The sequence below is a fragment of the Sphingopyxis sp. BE235 genome (assembly GCF_031457175.1).
Classification (GTDB): domain Bacteria; phylum Pseudomonadota; class Alphaproteobacteria; order Sphingomonadales; family Sphingomonadaceae; genus Sphingopyxis.
Map to the genome: position 1 here is coordinate 349,496 of NZ_JAVDWC010000001.1, position 16,880 is coordinate 366,375.

Sequence of the window (16,880 nt, forward strand, 5' to 3'; positions counted from 1 at the left end):
AATTTAGGACCAGTGGAACAGAGAATAACGGGAGGGCGATACGAAATGGCACATCAACCGGGAAAATGGATGGCGGGGGCATTCGCCGCGCTGGCCTTCGCCCAGCCTGGCAGCGCATATGCGCAGGCTCTTGCCGATCTGCCGATCGACCAGGTGCGGACCGAGGTCCAGACCCGGTACGACGCGGCCTTGGCGCTGACCACCGATCGATCGGTCGTCGCCGCCAACAGCAACACCTATACCTGGGCGTCCGAAGCCAAGGTGCAGTGCGGCATCGCAAAAGGCTTCCTGAAGTCGGGCAACAAAGACGCCGAAAGCCTGCGTCGCTGCGATTTCGCCTATGGCATGATGCGGAACCAGCCGCCGCCGACGCCCGAGGCGCCGCTCGTACCGCCGGCACCGCCGACGGAAAATTGCCCGCCCGAGGTCGCCTCGACCTTCTATTTCGACTGGGATTCGACCGCCGCGCCCGCCGATGCGGGCCAGTCGGTCGCCTTCATGGCCGAGAATCGCACGCGTTGCGGCTGGCGCAGCTTTACCGTCGTTGGCCACACCGACCGGTCGGGCTCCGACAAATATAATGACGGTCTGGCGCTGCGGCGCGCGCGCGTGATCGCCGACATGATGGGCGTCGCGGGCATTCCGGCCGATGCCATCGCGGTGTCGGGCATGGGTGAGCGCAAGCCGCGCGTCCAGACCGTGGACGGCCAGCGCACGCCGGAGAACCGGCGCGTCGAAGTTGAAGTGAACGGGACGGGGGGACAGTGATGAAACCGCAATATAAGCTCGCCGGCTTTGCCTCGGCCATCGCCATATCCTTTTTCGCGACCTCGGCCCTGGCCGAGCCGACCAGCATGCAGAATGTCATGGCGGTCGCGATCGATTCGAATCCGCAGATCAACCAGGCGGAAATGAACAAGCAGGCGATCGAGTTCGAACTCGAGCAGGCCAAGGGCCTGTATCTGCCGCGCGTCTCGCTCGAATTGTCGGCGGGGGTCCGCCGGCTCGAAAATGCGACGCGCCGCAACCTCGGCATCGCCAACGACGAACTCTATCCGCTCGAAGCGGGGATCCGCGCTGAGCAGACGCTCATCGATTTCGGGCGGCGCCACGGCGAAAAGCTTCGTCAGGCGGCGCGTGTCGACGGCGCGGCGCTGCGCGTGGTCGAACGGTCCGAGTTCATCGCGCTGCAATCGGCGCGGCAATATCTCGACGTCCTGCTGCAGCAGCGCGTCGTCGCCGCCGCCGAAGACAATATGACCTTTCACAACAGCCTGGTGTCCGACCTGTCGACCGGCGTGACCGCCGGATCGATCAGCGTCGCCGACCTGCAGCAGGCGCAGGAACGCGCCAAGGCGGCAAGCGTGCGCGTGTCCGAAGCCAAGGAAGCGCTGCAGAATGCAAGGATCGAGCTGCTCGCGCTCAGCGGGCTCGAAGTTGAAGAGGTGCAGATGCCGCCGGCGATGGCCGAAAAGCTGCCCGTCAGCCTGAGCGAAGCGGTCGGCCTGACCCGGTCGCGGCACCCCAAGGTGCTCGAAGCGCAGGCCGACGTCGATGCGGCGAATGCCGAGGCGAAGAAGGAAAAGGGCGATATCTTCCCTACGATCGGCCTCGAATTTTCGGGCCGGGTGGGCGAGGATATCGACGCGTTCCGCGGCGAGACGACCGACCTGTTGGGCCGTGTGGTCCTGCGCTGGGATATTTTCAATGGCGGGATCAACCAGGCGAAATATCAGGAGATGATACGCCGCGCGAGCGAGAGCCGCTTCCGCCTGCATGAAACCGAGCGCAACGCCGAGGCCGATACGCGCCGCGCGTGGAACAGCCGCGAGACGCAGACCGCGGTGTTCCGGGATCTTGTCGATCAGAGCAAGTCGACCGACGAACTCCTGCTGTCGTACCGCGAGCAATTCTCGGTCGGCCGCCGTTCGCTGCTCGACGTGCTCGATGCGCAGAACACGCGTTTCAACGTTCAGGTCCGCGCCGAAACGGCGCGTTTCTCGGAGATGTTCGCGGTCTATCAAATCCTCGCATCGACCAACAGTTTGCTGGAGGCGTTCAACCTGACCGCCCCCGAAGCGCGCCGCGTCTATGCGCGCGAGAAGGTCGGTTACGGTCCGCCGGCCCCGGCCGAACTGCAGCGCCGCCACTATCCGCAATGATGTCAGTGGGTTGATTCCAAGTAGAAAATTTCAATATGGTGCAGAATCAATCCTCGATTGCGCGTATCGGTAAAGAGGTGCCGGGCGATCCGCTGATCGCCTGCATCCTCTTTGTCGCGCAGCATTTCGGCCAGAATTTCCAGCGCGGCGCGCTCTCGGCGCTCGCGCGCGATGAGAGGGGTTTCCTCCCCTTTCATCAGGCCGAAGCCGCGCTCGACCTCTGCTTCATCAACAATGAGCGGCTCTATGCGCGCAAGGTGCGGAACCTTGCGCGCGAGCTGCCGGCGATCATCCGGCGCACCGATGCATCGTGCGCGGTGCTGATCGAAGCGCGCGATAGCCAGTATCTCGTCTGGGAACCGGGCGCCGAAGCGCCAGTTTGGGCCGACGAAGACAGTGTCGAGGAAAGCTATGCGGGGCAGGCGGTGGCGGTGGCCGCCGATCCGACCGCGATCCGCGCCGAAGAACGGCCGTGGGACGAACAAGCCAAGCGCCACTGGTTCTGGAGCGAGGTCCGGCGGATGCGCCGTTCCTTCTATCCGGTGCTCGGCGCGGCGCTGATGATCAACCTGCTCGGCTTTGCGCTGCCGCTGTTCACGATGAACGTCTATGACCGCGTCATCCCGAACAAGGCGGTGTCGAGCCTGTGGGTTCTCGCGGTGGGCGCGCTGCTCGCCTTCGCGGTCGAATTCACGCTCCGCCTCGCGCGTTCGACCTTGCTCGACGATCTCGGCCGCGAACTCGACGTCAAATTGTCGGAGAAGATCTTCTCCAAAGTGCTGAACATGCCGCTCGCCGACCGCCGCGGCAGCACCGGCATGCTCGCGCGGCGCGTCTCCGAATTCGAAAGCATTCGCGATTTCTTCGCCTCGACGACGATCGTGCTGATCGTCGATGTCGTCTTCCTCGTGCTGTTCCTGATCATGATCGCGGTGCTCGCGGGCTGGCTCGCGCTCGTCCCGCTGGCGATCATCGTCGCGATGGGCGTTGCCGGCTATTTCCTGCAGCGACGCATGGCGCAGGCGTCGCTCGACAATCAGGCCGACATGAGCATCCAGCATGCGATGCTCGTCGAGGCGATCGGCGGGGCCGAAACGGTCAAGAGCTGCGCCGCCGAGGGGCAGGTGCTCGGGCAGTGGCGCCGGATGGTCGACACCAGCGCGCGGACGCAGGCGGTGATGCGCCGCACGGGCGCCGCGGCGATCAACCTCGCGACGCTGGGCCAGCAATTTTCCAGCCTCGCGCTCGTCGTCGGCGGCTTCTACCTGTTCGATGCGGGCAAGATTTCGATGGGCGCGATCATCGCGATCGTCATGCTCGCCGGCCGCTCGATGGCCCCCGTCGGGCAGCTCGCCTTCCTGATGACGCGCGGGCGCCAGGCGCTGACGACGATGGCGAGCATCCAGCAGATGATCGAGGCCGACGACGAACGCCGCATGGGCAGCAGCGCGCTGAACCTCACGATCGACACGGGCAATGTCTCGGTCGAGGGCCTGTCCTTCACCTATCCGGGCGCCGCGGCGCCGTCGCTGACCGACATCGACCTCAAGATCGCGGCGGGCGAGCGGATCGCGATCGTCGGGCGCGTCGCGTCGGGCAAGTCGACGCTGGGGCGCCTGCTCTGCGGCCTGTACGCGCCCGAGGCGGGCAATATCTTCATCGACGGGCTCGACAGCCGTCAGCATTCGCCGATCTACCTCCGCTCGCAATTCCGCTTCGTTGGGCAGGATGCGGTGTTGTTCAGCGGCTCGATCAAGCAGAATATGCAGTTTTGCGCGCCCGCCGCGACCGACGCCGAGTTGCTCGCGACCTTGCAGTCGATCGGCGCCGACCGCTTCATGGGCCGCGACGAAACCGGGCTCGACCGCGGCACCGGCGAGCGCGGCGGCCAGCTTTCGGGCGGCCAGCGCGGCTTCCTCACCATCGCGCGCGCGCTGGCCTCGCCCTCGCGGCTGCTCTTCCTCGACGAACCGACCGGCGCGATGGACACACAGAGCGAACGGCTTTTCATCAACGCGCTCGATAGCGCCGTCGCGAAATCGCAGACGGTGATCATCGCGACGCACCGCGAGGCGATCCTGCAGATGTGCGACCGCATCATCGTCATCGACGGCGGGCGGATCGTCGCCGACGGCCCGCGCGCCGAAGTCCTCGCGCGATCGACCAAGGAACCGGCATCATGATCCCTGAGCTTAACATCGGGCGCGATGGCGCCGCGGCCGCCGACGCACCCTGGGCCGATGCCCGGCAGGGGGCGCCCAAGAGCCTGAAGCGGATCCTGCTGGGTCTCGCGCTGTTCGCGGCCGCGATCCTGTTCGCCTCGTCCAACGATCGCCTGTCGCGCTTCGTCGAAGGCGTCGTCGCCAGTTGGACCGCCGATCCCGTCGAAGCCGCCAAGGCGGCGAAGCAACAGGCGATTGCAAAGCTGATCACCGAAACCGAAACCAACTCCGTCGTTCCCACCGCCGAAGGCGCCGATGCCGTCGCGCGCAACGCGCTGCTCCCGGTCTCGACGCTGCCGGTCGAGGCGGCGCGGCCGTTCCTGATGCCGACGATCTCGCTGGCGCAGGCGACCAACGCGCAGCGCTGTCTGACGCAGGCGATCTATTATGAGGCGGCGACCGAATCCGATGCGGGCAAGGCCGCGGTCGCGCAGGTCATTCTCAACCGGATGAAGCACCCAGCCTATCCTAACACCGTCTGCGGCGTGATCTATCAAGGCAGTTCGCGCCCGGGTTGCCAGTTCAGCTTTGCCTGCGACGGATCGATGCGCCGCCCGCCGGTACCCGCGCTATGGCGCCGTTCGGCCGAGATCGCGCGCGCCGCGCTGTCGGGCCATGTCGAGACGAGCGTCGGCATGGCGACGCATTATCACGCCAATTATGTGCTGCCGCGCTGGGCACCGAAGCTCACCAAGATCGAGCAGATCGGCGCGCATATCTTCTATCGCTGGCCGGGTTCGTGGGGGAAGCCGGGGGCTTTCTCCGACGCCTATGCCGGCGCTGAGTGGATTCCGGCGTTCAGCCAGCTTTATCAAGGCAGTACTGCCGCTGTGGTGGCGCTACCCGGCGAAGCGATCGCGGTCGAGGGTGTGCCCCCGCCGCGCGACCCGACCGACCACCGCGCCGACAATGACGTCGGCGGTCGTGTCGATATGACCAAGGGCTGGGTTCCCAATATTCCCGACCCGGCGCAGAGCAAGTCGCGCTTCGACAGCCTGACGAGCCAGCAGGGCACCGCAGCCACACCCGAATTCCAGCCCGGAACATAACCATGGGAATCGTGAAATTCTGGCAGCGCCTCCGCGGGAGCGAGCAGATCATGGTCGGGGCGGCGGCGGGTTTCGTGCTGTTCCTGCTGTGGGCGAGTATCGCACGCGTCGATGAGGTGTCGCGCGGGCAGGGCCGCGTGATCCCTTCGTCGAAGGTGCAGATCATCCAATCGGCCGAACCCTCGACGATCCGCGAAATCCTCGTGCGATCGGGGCAGACGGTGAAAAAGGGCCAACTGCTCGTGCGGCTCGACAATACGACGTCGCAGTCCGAACTTGGCCAGCTCGAAACCGAAAATGCCCGCCTCGCGCAGCGCGCCGCGCGCCTTGCGGGCGAAGGCGGCGGCGCGGGTTGCGTTGGGACAAGCTGCGGCGACGAAACGCGGCTGGCCGAGGTCCGGCGCTCGTCGCTGCAAAGCCAGCTCGCCGCGCTGTCGGCCAGCGTCGAGCAGCGCCGCCGCGATATGGGTGAAGCGCAGGCGACCGCCTCGTCGCTCGAAAGCAGCCTGAGCCTCGCGCGCGAACAGGTCGCGATGCTCGCGCCGCTCGCGGCAAAGGGCGTCGTGCCGCAGACCGAGCTGCTTACCGCGCAGCGCGAGGTCGTCGACATCCAGGGCCGGCTCGCCGCGGCGCGCCAGGCGATTTCGCGCTCGCAGGCCGCGGTGCGCGAAGCGGGCGCCGAAGTGTCGCGCGCGCGCTTCGATTTCCAGCAGGAAGCGCTCAACGAACGCAGCCAGCTAACGACCAAGATGGCGGTCAACGAGGAAACGATCCGCGGCGCCGAAGGGCGGCTCGCGCGATCCGAAATCCGCTCACCGACGCGCGGGGTCGTCAACGACCTGCTCGTCAACACGCTCGGCGGCTATGTGAATGCGGGCGAAAAGATCATGCAGATCGTGCCGCTCGGCGACAAATTGCTGATCGAAACGCGCGTCACCCCGCGCGACATCGCGTTCATCAAGGTCGGCGACCCCGCGAACGTCAAGGTCACTGCGTACGACTTTTCAATCTATGGCGGGCTCAACGGCAAGGTCGTCCGCGTCTCCGCCGACAGCATCTATGACGAGGTCGAACGGCAGGCTTATTTCACCGTCGTCGTCGAAACGACCAACAGCTATCTGACGTCGAACGGTCGGCGGCTGCCGATCACCCCCGGCATGCTATGCGACGTCGAAATCGTGACCGGTAAGAAATCGGTGCTGAGTTATTTGCTCAAGCCCGTCTTGAAGGTCAGCGGATCGGCGCTTACCGAACGCTGATTGTTCAGCGCCAGCGCGTAGGATTTTTGCGACGCCGGGATCGCCGCGAAATTCGCCGACGGCTGTGTGCCGCGATAGGCGTGGACCCAGCGGCGGTTCTCGCTGAACGACAACACCGGACGCACCGCATTGGCCCGGCTGCCGTCGTAAAGCCGGTCGGTCACATTATCGAGGACGACCTTCCCGGCGTCGGTCTGGACGAGCAGGAAGGCATGGTCGGCGTTCGCGGCGAGGTCGCGAAGGAGGACGAGCTTCATGCGGTCGGCGTCGACTCCCGCGGCGCGCAGCATCTGCATTTTCAGAATCGCGAAATCCTCGCAATCGCCTTTGCCGCGCGCGATCGTTTGCTCGGCGGTCGCCCAGAAATCGCGCTGCCGGTAATTGCGGTCGTCGTTCACATAGGCGATCTCGCGATTGACCCATTGATTGACCCGCGCGAGCAGGTCCTGCTCGGCCAGCCCCGGCGAAGCGTTCGCGCGGCGTAGCTTGCTTTGCATCAGCCCGGCGGGCGCGGCGCGGCGGACATGATCCCAGCGGTCGTCGAAACGCGTGCGTTTGACCAGGATCGCGCGGGTGCCGAGTTCGGCGGCCGGATCATATTCGGCGGTTTCAACGAGCGGTACGAAAATCGACGGCGCACCGCAGCCCTCGGACGAGGCGAAAGCGATCGGGGTGCGGCTGGCGGGCTCGAGCGCCTGCCGAACCGGGAAAGCGGCGAGGCCGGCGGTGATCGGTACAGCGGCAGCGGGTTCGGACGCCGCGATTCCCTGCTGGTCGGCCCGGATGCGCTCGAGCGCGCTCGGCGCTCCGCCCAATATGGCGCGTGAGATGTCGGCCCTGGCCGGCGGCGCATAGCTCGCCGCGACGGGGCATGCGGTCTTGCTGCCCGCCAACGCCTTGGCGTTGAGCAGCTTCGACGAGGCGTGCGCGTGCGACGGCGTCAGCGCTGCGGCGGCAAGCGCGATGGAGACAGGAAGCCATCGCGAATCGCCAGCGACAAGATGGGCATGCTTTCTCATGCGGCCCGATTTGCCGGGGCGGCGTGAGGATATGCTTCATGACGATAGTAAACGCAGCATTCAGCACGTTTCGGAAAGCGAGGGCTATGCCCCGCGCGGCTTGAGTGTCAGGGGCAGTCCGGCGGTGAGCAGCACCACTTCGTCCACCGTCGCCGCGACCGACTGGTTGAGCTGCCCGGCTGCGTCGCGAAACGCCCGTGCGAGTGCATTGTCGGGCACGATGCCGAGGCCCACTTCGTTCGCGACGAGGATCAGCGTCCCTTCGAAGCGGTTGATCGCATGGCATAATTGGCCGCCCGCACGCGGAATGTCGGCGTCGGCGAGCAGCAGGTTCGAGACCCAGAGCGTCAGGCAGTCGACCAGCACGACCGCATCTTCGGCATCCAGCGCGTCGATAGCGGCGGGCAGGTCGCGCGGCGCCTCGACCGTGCGCCAGCGCGCGTCGCGGTCGGCCTGGTGGCGGGCGATCCGCTCGTGCATCTCGTCGTCGAACGCTTCGGCGGTCGCAACGAAGACCGGGCTGCCGCCCGCAGCTTCGGTGCGCGCCTGCGCATAGCGGCTCTTGCCCGATCGCGCGCCGCCGAGCACGAACAGCGACGATCCGCTCATGCGCCGATCCCCGCGATGCGCAGCATCGTATCGATATCGGCGTGCCCCGCAAACTCGGCTGCGATGTCGTCGAGCGCCGCATCGACGTCGGCGGCATAGTCGCGCCCGCCGCCCGCTACCTCGATCCGCGCCAGCAACGCGCGGCGCAAGTCGGACGAAGCGAACAGGCCGTGGAGATAGGAGCCGATGGCATTGCCTTCGCGATTGATCGCCCCATCCCGCGCACCGTCCTCCAGAACGGCGAATGGCTGCGCCGTACCGGGGCCGCTGGTTTCGCCCATATGCATTTCATAGCCCTCCATCGCTGCACCCAATGCGGTGCCCTGCACGTGACGCAACGTCTTTGCGGGCGAAAGAATCGTTTCGACGTCGAGCAGGCCGAGTCCTTCGACTTCGGCCGGCGCGCCTTCGAGTCCCAGCGGGTCGGCGATCCGGCGCCCGAGCATCTGGTAGCCCCCGCACAGCCCGACGATCATCCCGCCGCGCCGGTGATGCGCCTTGATGTCGATGTCCCAGCCCTCGGCACGCAGCGCCGCGAGGTCGGCGATCGTCGCCTTCGATCCCGGCAGCACGATGATCGCCGCCTCGGCTGGGATCGGCCGGCCCGGCGGCACCATCACAATCTCGACCCCGGGCTCGAGCTTCAGCGGATCGAGATCGTCGAAATTCGAGATGCGCGGCAGGATCGGGCAGGCGATCATCTTACGCCCCTCGCGCGGGTCGGCCGGGCGTTCGAGGATCACCGCATCCTCGCTCGGCAGGCGCGAGGCGGCGCTCAGCCACGGGATCACGCCGAACCCCAGCCACCCGCTGCGTTTCTCGATCTCGCGATAGCCGTCCTCGAACAGCGCGGGGTCGCCGCGAAACTTGTTGATCAGGAAGCCGCGGATCATCGCGGCGTCCTCGACGTCGATCACCGCGCGCGTCCCGACGAGCGAGGCGATCACGCCGCCGCGGTCGATGTCGCCAATCAGCACGACGGGCACGTTCGCGGCGCGCGCGAAACCCATGTTCGCGATGTCGCCCGCGCGCAGGTTGATCTCGGCGGGCGATCCGGCGCCTTCGACGATGACGATGTCCGAGGCGGCGCGGAGGCGTTCATAGCTTTCGAGCACTTCGGCCATCAGCGCACCGCGCGCCTCGCGGAAATTGCCGCTGCCGAGCGTGCCGCGCACGCGGCCGTGGACGATCAGCTGCGAGGTGCGATCGGCCTGCGGCTTCAACAGCACCGGATTCATGTCGCTGTGCGGTTCCACGCGGCACGCGACGGCTTGCAGCGCCTGCGCGCGCCCGATCTCGCCGCCGTCGGTCGTCACAGCGGCATTGTTCGACATATTCTGCGGCTTGAAGGGAAGGACGCGAAGGCCGCGATTGGTCAGCGCGCGGCACAGCGCCGCGACGAGCACCGACTTGCCGACGTCGGAGCCGGTGCCCTGCAGCATCAGCGCAGCCACAGCGCGCCCCCCGCGATCAGCCACAGCAGCAGGCAGGCGCGGATATAGATGGTGAGCGCGCGGTCGATTTCGTCGCCGCCCGCGTCGCTGGTCCCATCGCCGATCCATGGTTTGTCGTGCATTACGCCATCATAGGCGATCGGGCCCGCGAGCCGAAGCCCCAGAACGCCCGCCATCGCCGCCTCGGGCCAGCCGGCGTTGGGCGAAGCGTGGCGCCGCGCGTCGCGCCACAATACACGCCAGCCGCCGCCGCCCGCCAGGCAGATGAGCACGCCGGCCAGCCGCGCCGGAATCCAGTTCAGAAGATCGTCGAAACGCGCCGCCGCCCAGCCGAAGGCGCGCCAGCGCTCCTCGCGGTGCCCGATCAGGCTGTCGGCGGTGTTCACCGCCTTATATGCCCATACGCCCGGGAGGCCGAGGAGGAGCAGCCAGAAGAGCGGTGCCGCGACGCCGTCGCAATAGCTTTCGGCAAGGCTTTCGATCGCGGCGCGGGCGACGCCAGCTTCGCCCAGCGCGGCGGTGTCGCGGCCGACGATCATGCCGACCGCACCGCGCGCGCCGGCGAGGTCGCCGGCATCGATCCGCTCGCCGACCGCGCGGACATGATCGAACAGGCTGCGCTGCGCGAGCGCCGGCCAGGCAAGGATCGCCACGCCGATCCAGCCCCAGCCGCCGAGCGACGCGAGTAGCAGGCGCTGAAGCGCCCAGCCGGAGCCGGCAACGAGGATCAGCAGGACGAGCAGGGTCAGGACGCCGAGCGCGCGCCGTGCGCCGAAGCTATATTCGGGACGGTTCCACCGCGCCTCGCAACTGTCGATGATCCGCGCAAACAGTCCGACGGGGTGGCCGATGTGGCGATAGAGTGCGCGCGGCCAGCCGAACGCTGCGTCGAGCGCGAGTGCGGTGAGCGCGACTGGCTCAGCCATCGGTTAGCGCCGCTTCGAGCCGCGCGCGCGCGGCGGCGTGGGCGGGGAGGCCGATCCGCAGCCAACGCGGCTGGTCGGCGAAGGGACGCGTCAGGATCGCGCGCCGCGCGAGCCGTTCGAACAGCGCATGCGCGTCGCCGGTTTCGATCAGGCGAAAGAGCGGGCAGTCGCCGATCGGCCGATGACCCTGACGCACCAGCAGGGTGTCGAGCGCGGCGGCATCATCGGCGAGCCGGCGCCGCGCGGTGGCGATCCAGTCGCGATCGGCATAGGCAGCGGTTCCGATCGCGATTGCGGCCGCGGATAAGGGCCATGCACCAAGCCGTTCGCGCAGCGCCGCGACGATGGCTTGCGGCGCGACGACGAAGCCGAGCCGGATGCCCGCGAGGCCGAAAAATTTGCCGAAGGAGCGAAAGACGATCAGCCTTCTGCCGTCATCGACCAGCGGCGCGATACTCGTGGCCGGATCGGTGTCGGCAAAGGCTTCGTCGACCAACAGCCAGCCGCCGGGTCCGCGCCCGTCCAGCAGCGCCTGCATCGCCGCGGCGCCGGTCGCGCGGCCGTCGGGATTGTTGGGGTTGGCGAGGATCAATGTGCCGTCGTGGCCGCATGCCGCTTCGGGGGCGATCGGCGTGCTTCCCGCGACCATTTCGCCATGGGTGCGATAGCTCGGCGCGATATGCCGTGCGAGGCCTTCGATCAGCGTCCCGGTCAGGCGCAGGCCGATCTCGCTTCCGGGCACGGCGCAGACATGGCGGGCGTCGACACCGAAACAGGCGGCGGCGACGGCTTCGAGCTGCGCGAGTGCGTCGGGGTCGGGCAGCCGGTGCCAGTCGAAAACCATCGCGGCCGCGCCGGGCCAGGGGTGCGGATTGATCCCGGTTGACAGGTCGAGCCAGTCGCCATCCCCGAACGCGCGCTTCGCGGCTTCGAGCCCGCCGCCGTGCCATGTCCATGGGCTGCTCATGCAAGATGCGCGAGCAGCAGGGCGGCGGCGAGCAGCAGGCTTTCGGCTATCTCGATTCCCGCGCCATGGCCATCGCCTGAAATCCCGCCGATCCTGCGCAGCAGCCACCAGCCACAGAGGAGGAAGATCAGGGGTGCGATGAGCAGCGAGGGTGATACCCACGCTGCAGCGACGAGAGCCAAGCCCCAGATGACGAAGTCCACTGGCCGCACGGCATTGCGGAAACGCGACCCGAGTCCCGCGTGAAGGTCGGGCAGCGCGCGCGACCATGCGAGCGGGCCGATCCGCGCGGCAAAGGGTATGAGCGCGATGGCGGCGAACATCTGGCGATCGAGCAGCGCGTGGAGCAGCACCAGCTTGGCGATCAGTTGCAGCGCGATGGTCACCACCGCGAAGCTGCCAACATGCGGATCGGAGAGGACGCCGAGCAGGCGTTCGCGGTCCTTGTGCGCCGCCCCGCTTGCGTCGGCGATGTCACCGAGCCCGTCGAGGTGCAGCGCACCGGTCACTGCGACCCAGAGGATGAGCGCGCACGAGGCGCCGGTCCACGGATCGATCCGCGCGCCGGCCCAGCCACCCGCCGCGACGAGCGCGCCGACGATCAGCCCGACGGCGGGAAACCAGCGCATCGACGCCGCGAATTCGTCGCTCGACACCGAAATGCGCGGGGTGGGGAGGCGCGTCAGGAACTGGATCGCGACGATGAGCCCCTTCATGGATAGAGCCCCGCGATCTGCGCGCTGGGCGGTTCGCCCGGCCAGACGCAGAGCGAGAGCAGCGCGGCGTAGGGCAGGTCGAACGCCCAGAGCTGGCGCTGGTCGAACCCGCACAGCGCATGGAGCGCGGCGCGCATCGCGCCGCCGTGGGTGACGATCAATGTTGGAACCGGCGCAAGGTCGGCGATGGCGGCGGACACGCGCCGGGCGAACACCGACCAGCGTTCGCCGCCGGGCGGGGGATTGGCGTCGGGATCGCTCCAGAAGCGGCCGAGCGCGTCGCGGTCGATGGTGCTCGCCGCTTGGCCGTCCCAGTCGCCGAAATCGAGTTCGCGCCAGCGCGGATCGATGATGAGCGGCACGCCCAGCGCCGCGCCGATCGCTTCGCCGGCCGCGCGGCTGCGGTGAAGGTCGGATGCGATCAGGCGTTCGATGCCGAGGTCCCGGGCTTGCGCCACGCAAGCGGCGATGCCCTCGGCAGTCGGCGCGCCATCGGTGCGTCCCATCAGCAAACCCGGCGTTTCGGGCGCGCCGTGGCGCAGCAGATGGAGCGCGAAGCCGCTCACAGCGACGCCGAAACCTGCGCTTCGGCAAAGGTCGCCATTTGGTCGTGCGCTGCGAGGGCGCTGCGAATGATGTTCGCCGCGACCGCCGCGCCGCTGCCTTCGCCCAGCCGCATGTCGAGCGACAGCAGAGGGGCGAGGCCGAGCAGGTCGAGCAGACGCTTGTGTCCCGGCTCGGCCGAGCAATGGCCCGCGATGATATGGTCCGCGATCGCGGGATTCTCGGCCGCAAGCGGTGCGATGGCCGAGGTGCAGATGAAGCCGTCGAGCAGCACCGGAACGCCAAGCTGGCGTGCGCGCACGATCGCGCCCGCGATCGCCGCAATCTCGCGCCCGCCGACGCGGCGCAGCGTCTCGAACGCCGAGCGCGGCGCATCGATGTGAAAGGCGAGCGCACGCTCGATCACCTCGACCTTGCGCGCGACGCCGTGGCCGTCGACCCCGGTGCCGGGCCCGACCCATCCCGCCACGCCGCCGGCGAAGCTGCGCGCGCAGAGCGCGGCGGCGGCGGTCGAATTGCCGATCCCCATTTCGCCAAGGACGATCAGGTCGAGGCCGGAGTCGACCACCGCCGCGCCGCGGTTCAGCGCATCGAGGCATTCGGCCTCGCTCATCGCGGCATCGACGGTGAAATCGGCGGTCGGCCGGTCGAGATCGAGCGCGACGACGGCGAGTTCGAGCCCCGCCGCGCCCGACAAAGCGTTGATCGCGGCGCCGCCGTTTGCGAAATTGGCGACCATCTGTGCTGTGACGCTCGGCGGAAAGGCGCTGACGCCATGGACGGTGACGCCATGGTTGCCGGCGAAGATCGCGGCGCGGGCGCGGGCGATCCGCGGTCGCGCGCGGCCCTGCCAGCCGGCGAAAAAGATCGCCAGATCCTCGAGCCGCCCGAGCGATCCGGCGGGTTTGGTCAACTCGCCTTGCCTTACCCGCGCGTCGGCGGCGGCCCCGGCATCGGGATCCCGCAGGTTCGCAAGCGCGGCCTCGAAGGCATGGACGGAGGCAAAGCTGGTCATTCGGCGACAAATCCTGGTGGCGGGGTGCGGGTGATGAAATGCCCTTTGACGCCTTCGGGCCAAAGCGAAAAGGGGACGCGGCCATGCTCGCTTGTCGCATAATGGACCGCATAGTCGAGGATGGCGCGCGCGGACTCTTCATCGCCCTGAAACCGGCCGAGGACATAGCCGACCTTGTCGGGCGCGCGCAGGTGGACGGTGCAATGGTCCTGGCATGCGAACAGGCACGCCATTTCCTGCACCGCGATGCCGGCGTAGCGCGGATCGCCTTCCTTAAGCTGTTTCAGCGCCTCGACGAGCCGCGCACCACCGCGCACGCCGTCGGCGTCGTCCCGGGACTCGCGGCTGTGGCGGCAGGTGTTGCACACCACGACCGCGGGGCCCGGGTCGACGCGCGTCAGCATTATGCCGCCGTTGCCGGTTGCGGCGGCGCCGGGACGCCAACCGCCACGAGCGCGCGATACAGGGCGTAAAGCCCGATCAGGATCGCACCGTTGCGCACGAACTGTTCGGCGAGCAGGTCGGGTGCCATCGCGGTGTGCAGCCCGCCGAGCACAAGCGCCCATAGGAGGATGATGCCCTTGAACGCCGTGAACCCCGCCGCATAGGCGAGGCTGAGCCGCGCCGCGACCGAGCGGTATGGGAGCGCCCGCAACGCCGCATAGCTTGCGAGCGCCGATCCCACCGCGGCGGTGCCGAGCCCGGCGCCCCAGCCGAGCGTGCTCCCGTCGCGCGGATAGCCGAGCAGAAAGAAGCCGACGAACTGGCTCGCGGCCCAGGCGAGCAGCATCAGCGCGATGCCGTCACGGCGGCGCATATGCACCGCCGCGAGCGCCGCAAGCGCCGGAAAGGGGGTCGCGCATGCGAGCGCGAGCGTCGTCGCGGTGCTCGCTGCCGTCAGCAGCGAGACCCAGAGCGCCGACGCACCCCGGTCCGACAGCGCGGCCATCAGAAGCGCCCCCGGATGCCGGCGTAGATGCTGCGGCCGAGCGAGCCATAGCGGAACGCCGTCATATATTGCTCGTCGAAGATATTCTCGGCGCGCGCGAACAGCTTCACCGCGTCGGACAGCGCATATTCGGCGCGCAGGTCGACGAGCGTATAATCGTCGAGCCGCGTCGCATTGCTCGCATTGTCATAGCTTTTGCCCGACCAGCGCACCGCCGCACCGAGTTCGAGCCCGAAGCCGAAGGCATAGCTCGCCGAGGCGTTGGCGGTGTTGCGCGGGCGGCGCGGCAGCCATTTGCCGAAATTGGCGGTGCCTTCGGAGCGGTCCTCGGCGACGATCCAGCTGGCATTACCGTCGAGCGTCAGCCCGCCGAGCGTCAGCGCCGCGGACGCCTCGACGCCATGCGCTTCGCTGCGCGCGACATTCAGATAATAGCCGAAGCGCGGGGTCGCCGGGCTGCTGCCGGGCACCGTGCAGAGCGGATCGGTCGAGGTCGGAAAGCTGCAGCTGTTGAAGATGATCTGGTTCGTCGTCGTGCGGTGGAACCAGCTCGCGCCGACGACGAGCTTGCGGTCGAACAGATGCTGCTCGATGCCGGCTTCCCAGCCATGCGCTTCTTCGGGGTCGAGCCCGACATTCCCATATTCACTGAACAGCTGATAAAGCGACGGCGCCTTGAAGCCTTCGCCATAGCTGGCGCGCAGCACGGTGCCGGTGGCGAGACGCCAGACGCCGCCCGCCGCGAACAAGGTTTGCCCGCCGTAGCGGTCGTGATCGTCATAGCGGACGCCGCCGTTGAGCGTCAGGCCGTCGATCGGCTCGATGCTCAATTGACCATAAGCGCTCGTGAGTTCGGCCTTGCCGCGCACGAACGCCGGAAGCGGGGTCGCCAGCGATGCCGAGGGCGAACGGCTGCGGAAGTCCGAGCGTTCATTCTCGACCCCGAAGATCGCGGTGATGCGATCGGTAAAATCGAAGCTGCCCTGATATTCCCAGCGCTTGTTCTGGCCGTCGGCCTCGAAGCTCTGCGGACGCGCGCGGTCGGGATTGAAATTATCGCGGTTGGTGTCGGTATAGGCAAAAGCGACGCGGTTGCGGAACCGCCCGTCGACGAGGTCGAAATTGAGCCCCGCATAGCCGACGAATTCCTTGTTGAGCCCATAGTCGTTGCTGTCGGTATTGAAGCCGTCGAATTCGACGCGGCCGCTCGAATAATAGCCGCGGACCTCGGCGCTGACATTGTCGGCGAGCGCCAGTTCGGCGCGGCCCGAAAGATTAGTGTTGCGATAGCCGTCGCGCTCGACCCCGCCGAACGCCTTGGCGTGCGACGAAATGCCGTCGGTGGTGAAGCGCTGGCCGCCGAGGCGCCAGGCGAGCGGGCCGGTACGGCCGCCGATCGCCGCGCGCGCGCTCACCGTCTCGCGCGACCCGGCCTCGAGGTCGAAGCTGCCTTCGAGAGATTTTTCGGGCGAGGCGGTGACGATGTTGACAACCCCGCCGATCGCCTGGCTGCCCCACAGGATCGACTGCGGGCCGCGCAGCACCTCGATCCGGTCGATATCGCCGACGAGCAGGTTGGCGAAGTTGAAGCCGCCGCCGGTCGACGACGGATCGTTGAGCTTCACCCCATCGATCACGACGACGGTGTGCTCCGATTCGGCGCCGCGGATGCGCAGCGAGGTCGAGGTGCCGTAGCCGCCGTTGCGCGCAATGCTGATGCCGGGCGTGCGGAGCAGCAGCTCGGTGACGCCGATATCCTGCGCGCGGTCGATCGCTTCCTTGTCGAGCACGGCGATCGACGACGGCACTTCGTCGAGCGTCAGCGGCGTGCGCGTCGCGGTGACGATGATGCTGTCGCCGTCGGCGGCGACGGCGTGCGCGGTCGACGCTTCGTCGGCGAACGCAGCGGAGGATGCCGCAACGGCGGCGAGGCAGATCGAACTTCGGAAAAACACTTTAAACACAGGAT

At 67.7% G+C, this 16,880-nt stretch carries 16 protein-coding genes; 5 read left to right on the top strand and 11 right to left on the bottom strand.

What is annotated here, in order from left to right; translation table 11 throughout:
• The first annotated feature begins 45 nt into the window (after positions 1-45).
• From J2X38_RS01665 to J2X38_RS01685, 5 genes are read left to right on the top strand one after another with little or no spacing between them, the layout of a single operon-like run.
• Entirely contained in the window at positions 46-768 is a 723-nt protein-coding gene (locus tag J2X38_RS01665; protein WP_310250571.1) for an OmpA family protein, read from the top strand.
• Positions 768-2,162 carry a TolC family protein gene (locus J2X38_RS01670; protein WP_310250574.1) on the top strand — a complete coding sequence of 465 codons (1,395 nt, stop codon included), beginning with the start codon at positions 768-770 and terminating at the stop codon, positions 2,160-2,162. The genes J2X38_RS01665 and J2X38_RS01670 overlap by 1 nt, the downstream gene beginning before the upstream one ends.
• 35 nt (positions 2,163-2,197) lie before the next feature.
• Entirely contained in the window at positions 2,198-4,345 is a 2,148-nt protein-coding gene (locus J2X38_RS01675; RefSeq protein WP_310250578.1) for a type I secretion system permease/ATPase, read from the top strand.
• Positions 4,342-5,433 carry a cell wall hydrolase gene (locus J2X38_RS01680; protein WP_310250580.1) on the top strand — a complete coding sequence of 364 codons (1,092 nt, stop codon included), beginning with the start codon at positions 4,342-4,344 and terminating at the stop codon, positions 5,431-5,433. Before J2X38_RS01675 ends, J2X38_RS01680 begins: the two co-directional genes overlap by 4 nt.
• Before the next feature lie 2 nt (positions 5,434-5,435).
• Complete coding sequence (locus J2X38_RS01685; protein ID WP_310250583.1) at positions 5,436-6,692, top strand: HlyD family type I secretion periplasmic adaptor subunit; 1,257 nt, start codon at positions 5,436-5,438, stop codon at positions 6,690-6,692.
• Here the strand turns inward: J2X38_RS01685 and J2X38_RS01690 are convergent.
• The 11 genes from J2X38_RS01690 to J2X38_RS01740 form a co-directional block, all read right to left on the bottom strand.
• On the bottom strand, positions 6,638-7,711 hold the full coding sequence (locus J2X38_RS01690; RefSeq protein ID WP_310250586.1) for a transglutaminase-like cysteine peptidase: 1,074 nt from the start codon (positions 7,709-7,711) through the stop codon (positions 6,638-6,640). The genes J2X38_RS01685 and J2X38_RS01690 overlap by 55 nt on opposite strands.
• An 84-nt stretch (positions 7,712-7,795) precedes the next feature.
• Positions 7,796-8,320 (bottom strand): bifunctional adenosylcobinamide kinase/adenosylcobinamide-phosphate guanylyltransferase, encoded by a 525-nt coding sequence (cobU, locus tag J2X38_RS01695; protein ID WP_310250589.1) that lies wholly within the window; start codon positions 8,318-8,320, stop codon positions 7,796-7,798.
• The gene (locus tag J2X38_RS01700; protein ID WP_310250594.1) at positions 8,317-9,774 is read right to left on the bottom strand and encodes a cobyric acid synthase; all 1,458 of its coding nucleotides are present in this window, start codon (positions 9,772-9,774) and stop codon (positions 8,317-8,319) included. The genes cobU and J2X38_RS01700 overlap by 4 nt, the downstream gene beginning before the upstream one ends.
• On the bottom strand, positions 9,762-10,700 hold the full coding sequence (cbiB, locus tag J2X38_RS01705) for an adenosylcobinamide-phosphate synthase CbiB (protein WP_310250597.1): 939 nt from the start codon (positions 10,698-10,700) through the stop codon (positions 9,762-9,764). The genes J2X38_RS01700 and cbiB overlap by 13 nt, the downstream gene beginning before the upstream one ends.
• Complete coding sequence (locus J2X38_RS01710; RefSeq protein WP_310250599.1) at positions 10,693-11,667, bottom strand: aminotransferase class I/II-fold pyridoxal phosphate-dependent enzyme; 975 nt, start codon at positions 11,665-11,667, stop codon at positions 10,693-10,695. The genes cbiB and J2X38_RS01710 overlap by 8 nt, the downstream gene beginning before the upstream one ends.
• Positions 11,664-12,383 (bottom strand): adenosylcobinamide-GDP ribazoletransferase, encoded by a 720-nt coding sequence (locus J2X38_RS01715; protein ID WP_310250602.1) that lies wholly within the window; start codon positions 12,381-12,383, stop codon positions 11,664-11,666. The genes J2X38_RS01710 and J2X38_RS01715 overlap by 4 nt, the downstream gene beginning before the upstream one ends.
• Positions 12,380-12,949 (bottom strand): histidine phosphatase family protein, encoded by a 570-nt coding sequence (locus J2X38_RS01720; protein ID WP_310250604.1) that lies wholly within the window; start codon positions 12,947-12,949, stop codon positions 12,380-12,382. Before J2X38_RS01720 ends, J2X38_RS01715 begins: the two co-directional genes overlap by 4 nt.
• A complete protein-coding gene (cobT, locus tag J2X38_RS01725; protein ID WP_310250608.1) occupies positions 12,946-13,962 on the bottom strand; it encodes a nicotinate-nucleotide--dimethylbenzimidazole phosphoribosyltransferase in 1,017 nt (338 codons plus the stop codon). The genes J2X38_RS01720 and cobT overlap by 4 nt, the downstream gene beginning before the upstream one ends.
• Positions 13,959-14,366 carry a DUF1636 domain-containing protein gene (locus J2X38_RS01730; protein ID WP_310250611.1) on the bottom strand — a complete coding sequence of 136 codons (408 nt, stop codon included), beginning with the start codon at positions 14,364-14,366 and terminating at the stop codon, positions 13,959-13,961. Before J2X38_RS01730 ends, cobT begins: the two co-directional genes overlap by 4 nt.
• Complete coding sequence (locus J2X38_RS01735) at positions 14,366-14,911, bottom strand: hypothetical protein (RefSeq protein ID WP_310250614.1); 546 nt, start codon at positions 14,909-14,911, stop codon at positions 14,366-14,368. Before J2X38_RS01735 ends, J2X38_RS01730 begins: the two co-directional genes overlap by 1 nt.
• Complete coding sequence (locus J2X38_RS01740; RefSeq protein WP_310250617.1) at positions 14,911-16,875, bottom strand: TonB-dependent receptor domain-containing protein; 1,965 nt, start codon at positions 16,873-16,875, stop codon at positions 14,911-14,913. Before J2X38_RS01740 ends, J2X38_RS01735 begins: the two co-directional genes overlap by 1 nt.
• Positions 16,876-16,880 lie beyond the last annotated feature (5 nt).

Coding starts and splice junctions, on each gene's coding strand:
- J2X38_RS01665 (WP_310250571.1), top strand. CDS start 46: ATGGCACATCAACCGGGAAAATGGATGGCGGGGGCATTCGCCGCGCTG.
- J2X38_RS01670 (WP_310250574.1), top strand. CDS start 768: ATGAAACCGCAATATAAGCTCGCCGGCTTTGCCTCGGCCATCGCCATA.
- J2X38_RS01675 (WP_310250578.1), top strand. CDS start 2,198: ATGGTGCAGAATCAATCCTCGATTGCGCGTATCGGTAAAGAGGTGCCG.
- J2X38_RS01680 (WP_310250580.1), top strand. CDS start 4,342: ATGATCCCTGAGCTTAACATCGGGCGCGATGGCGCCGCGGCCGCCGAC.
- J2X38_RS01685 (WP_310250583.1), top strand. CDS start 5,436: ATGGGAATCGTGAAATTCTGGCAGCGCCTCCGCGGGAGCGAGCAGATC.
- J2X38_RS01690 (WP_310250586.1), bottom strand. CDS start 7,711: ATGAGAAAGCATGCCCATCTTGTCGCTGGCGATTCGCGATGGCTTCCT.
- cobU (WP_310250589.1), bottom strand. CDS start 8,320: ATGAGCGGATCGTCGCTGTTCGTGCTCGGCGGCGCGCGATCGGGCAAG.
- cbiB (WP_310250597.1), bottom strand. CDS start 10,700: ATGGCTGAGCCAGTCGCGCTCACCGCACTCGCGCTCGACGCAGCGTTC.
- J2X38_RS01710 (WP_310250599.1), bottom strand. CDS start 11,667: ATGAGCAGCCCATGGACATGGCACGGCGGCGGGCTCGAAGCCGCGAAG.
- J2X38_RS01715 (WP_310250602.1), bottom strand. CDS start 12,383: ATGAAGGGGCTCATCGTCGCGATCCAGTTCCTGACGCGCCTCCCCACC.
- cobT (WP_310250608.1), bottom strand. CDS start 13,962: ATGACCAGCTTTGCCTCCGTCCATGCCTTCGAGGCCGCGCTTGCGAAC.
- J2X38_RS01730 (WP_310250611.1), bottom strand. CDS start 14,366: ATGCTGACGCGCGTCGACCCGGGCCCCGCGGTCGTGGTGTGCAACACC.
- J2X38_RS01735 (WP_310250614.1), bottom strand. CDS start 14,911: ATGGCCGCGCTGTCGGACCGGGGTGCGTCGGCGCTCTGGGTCTCGCTG.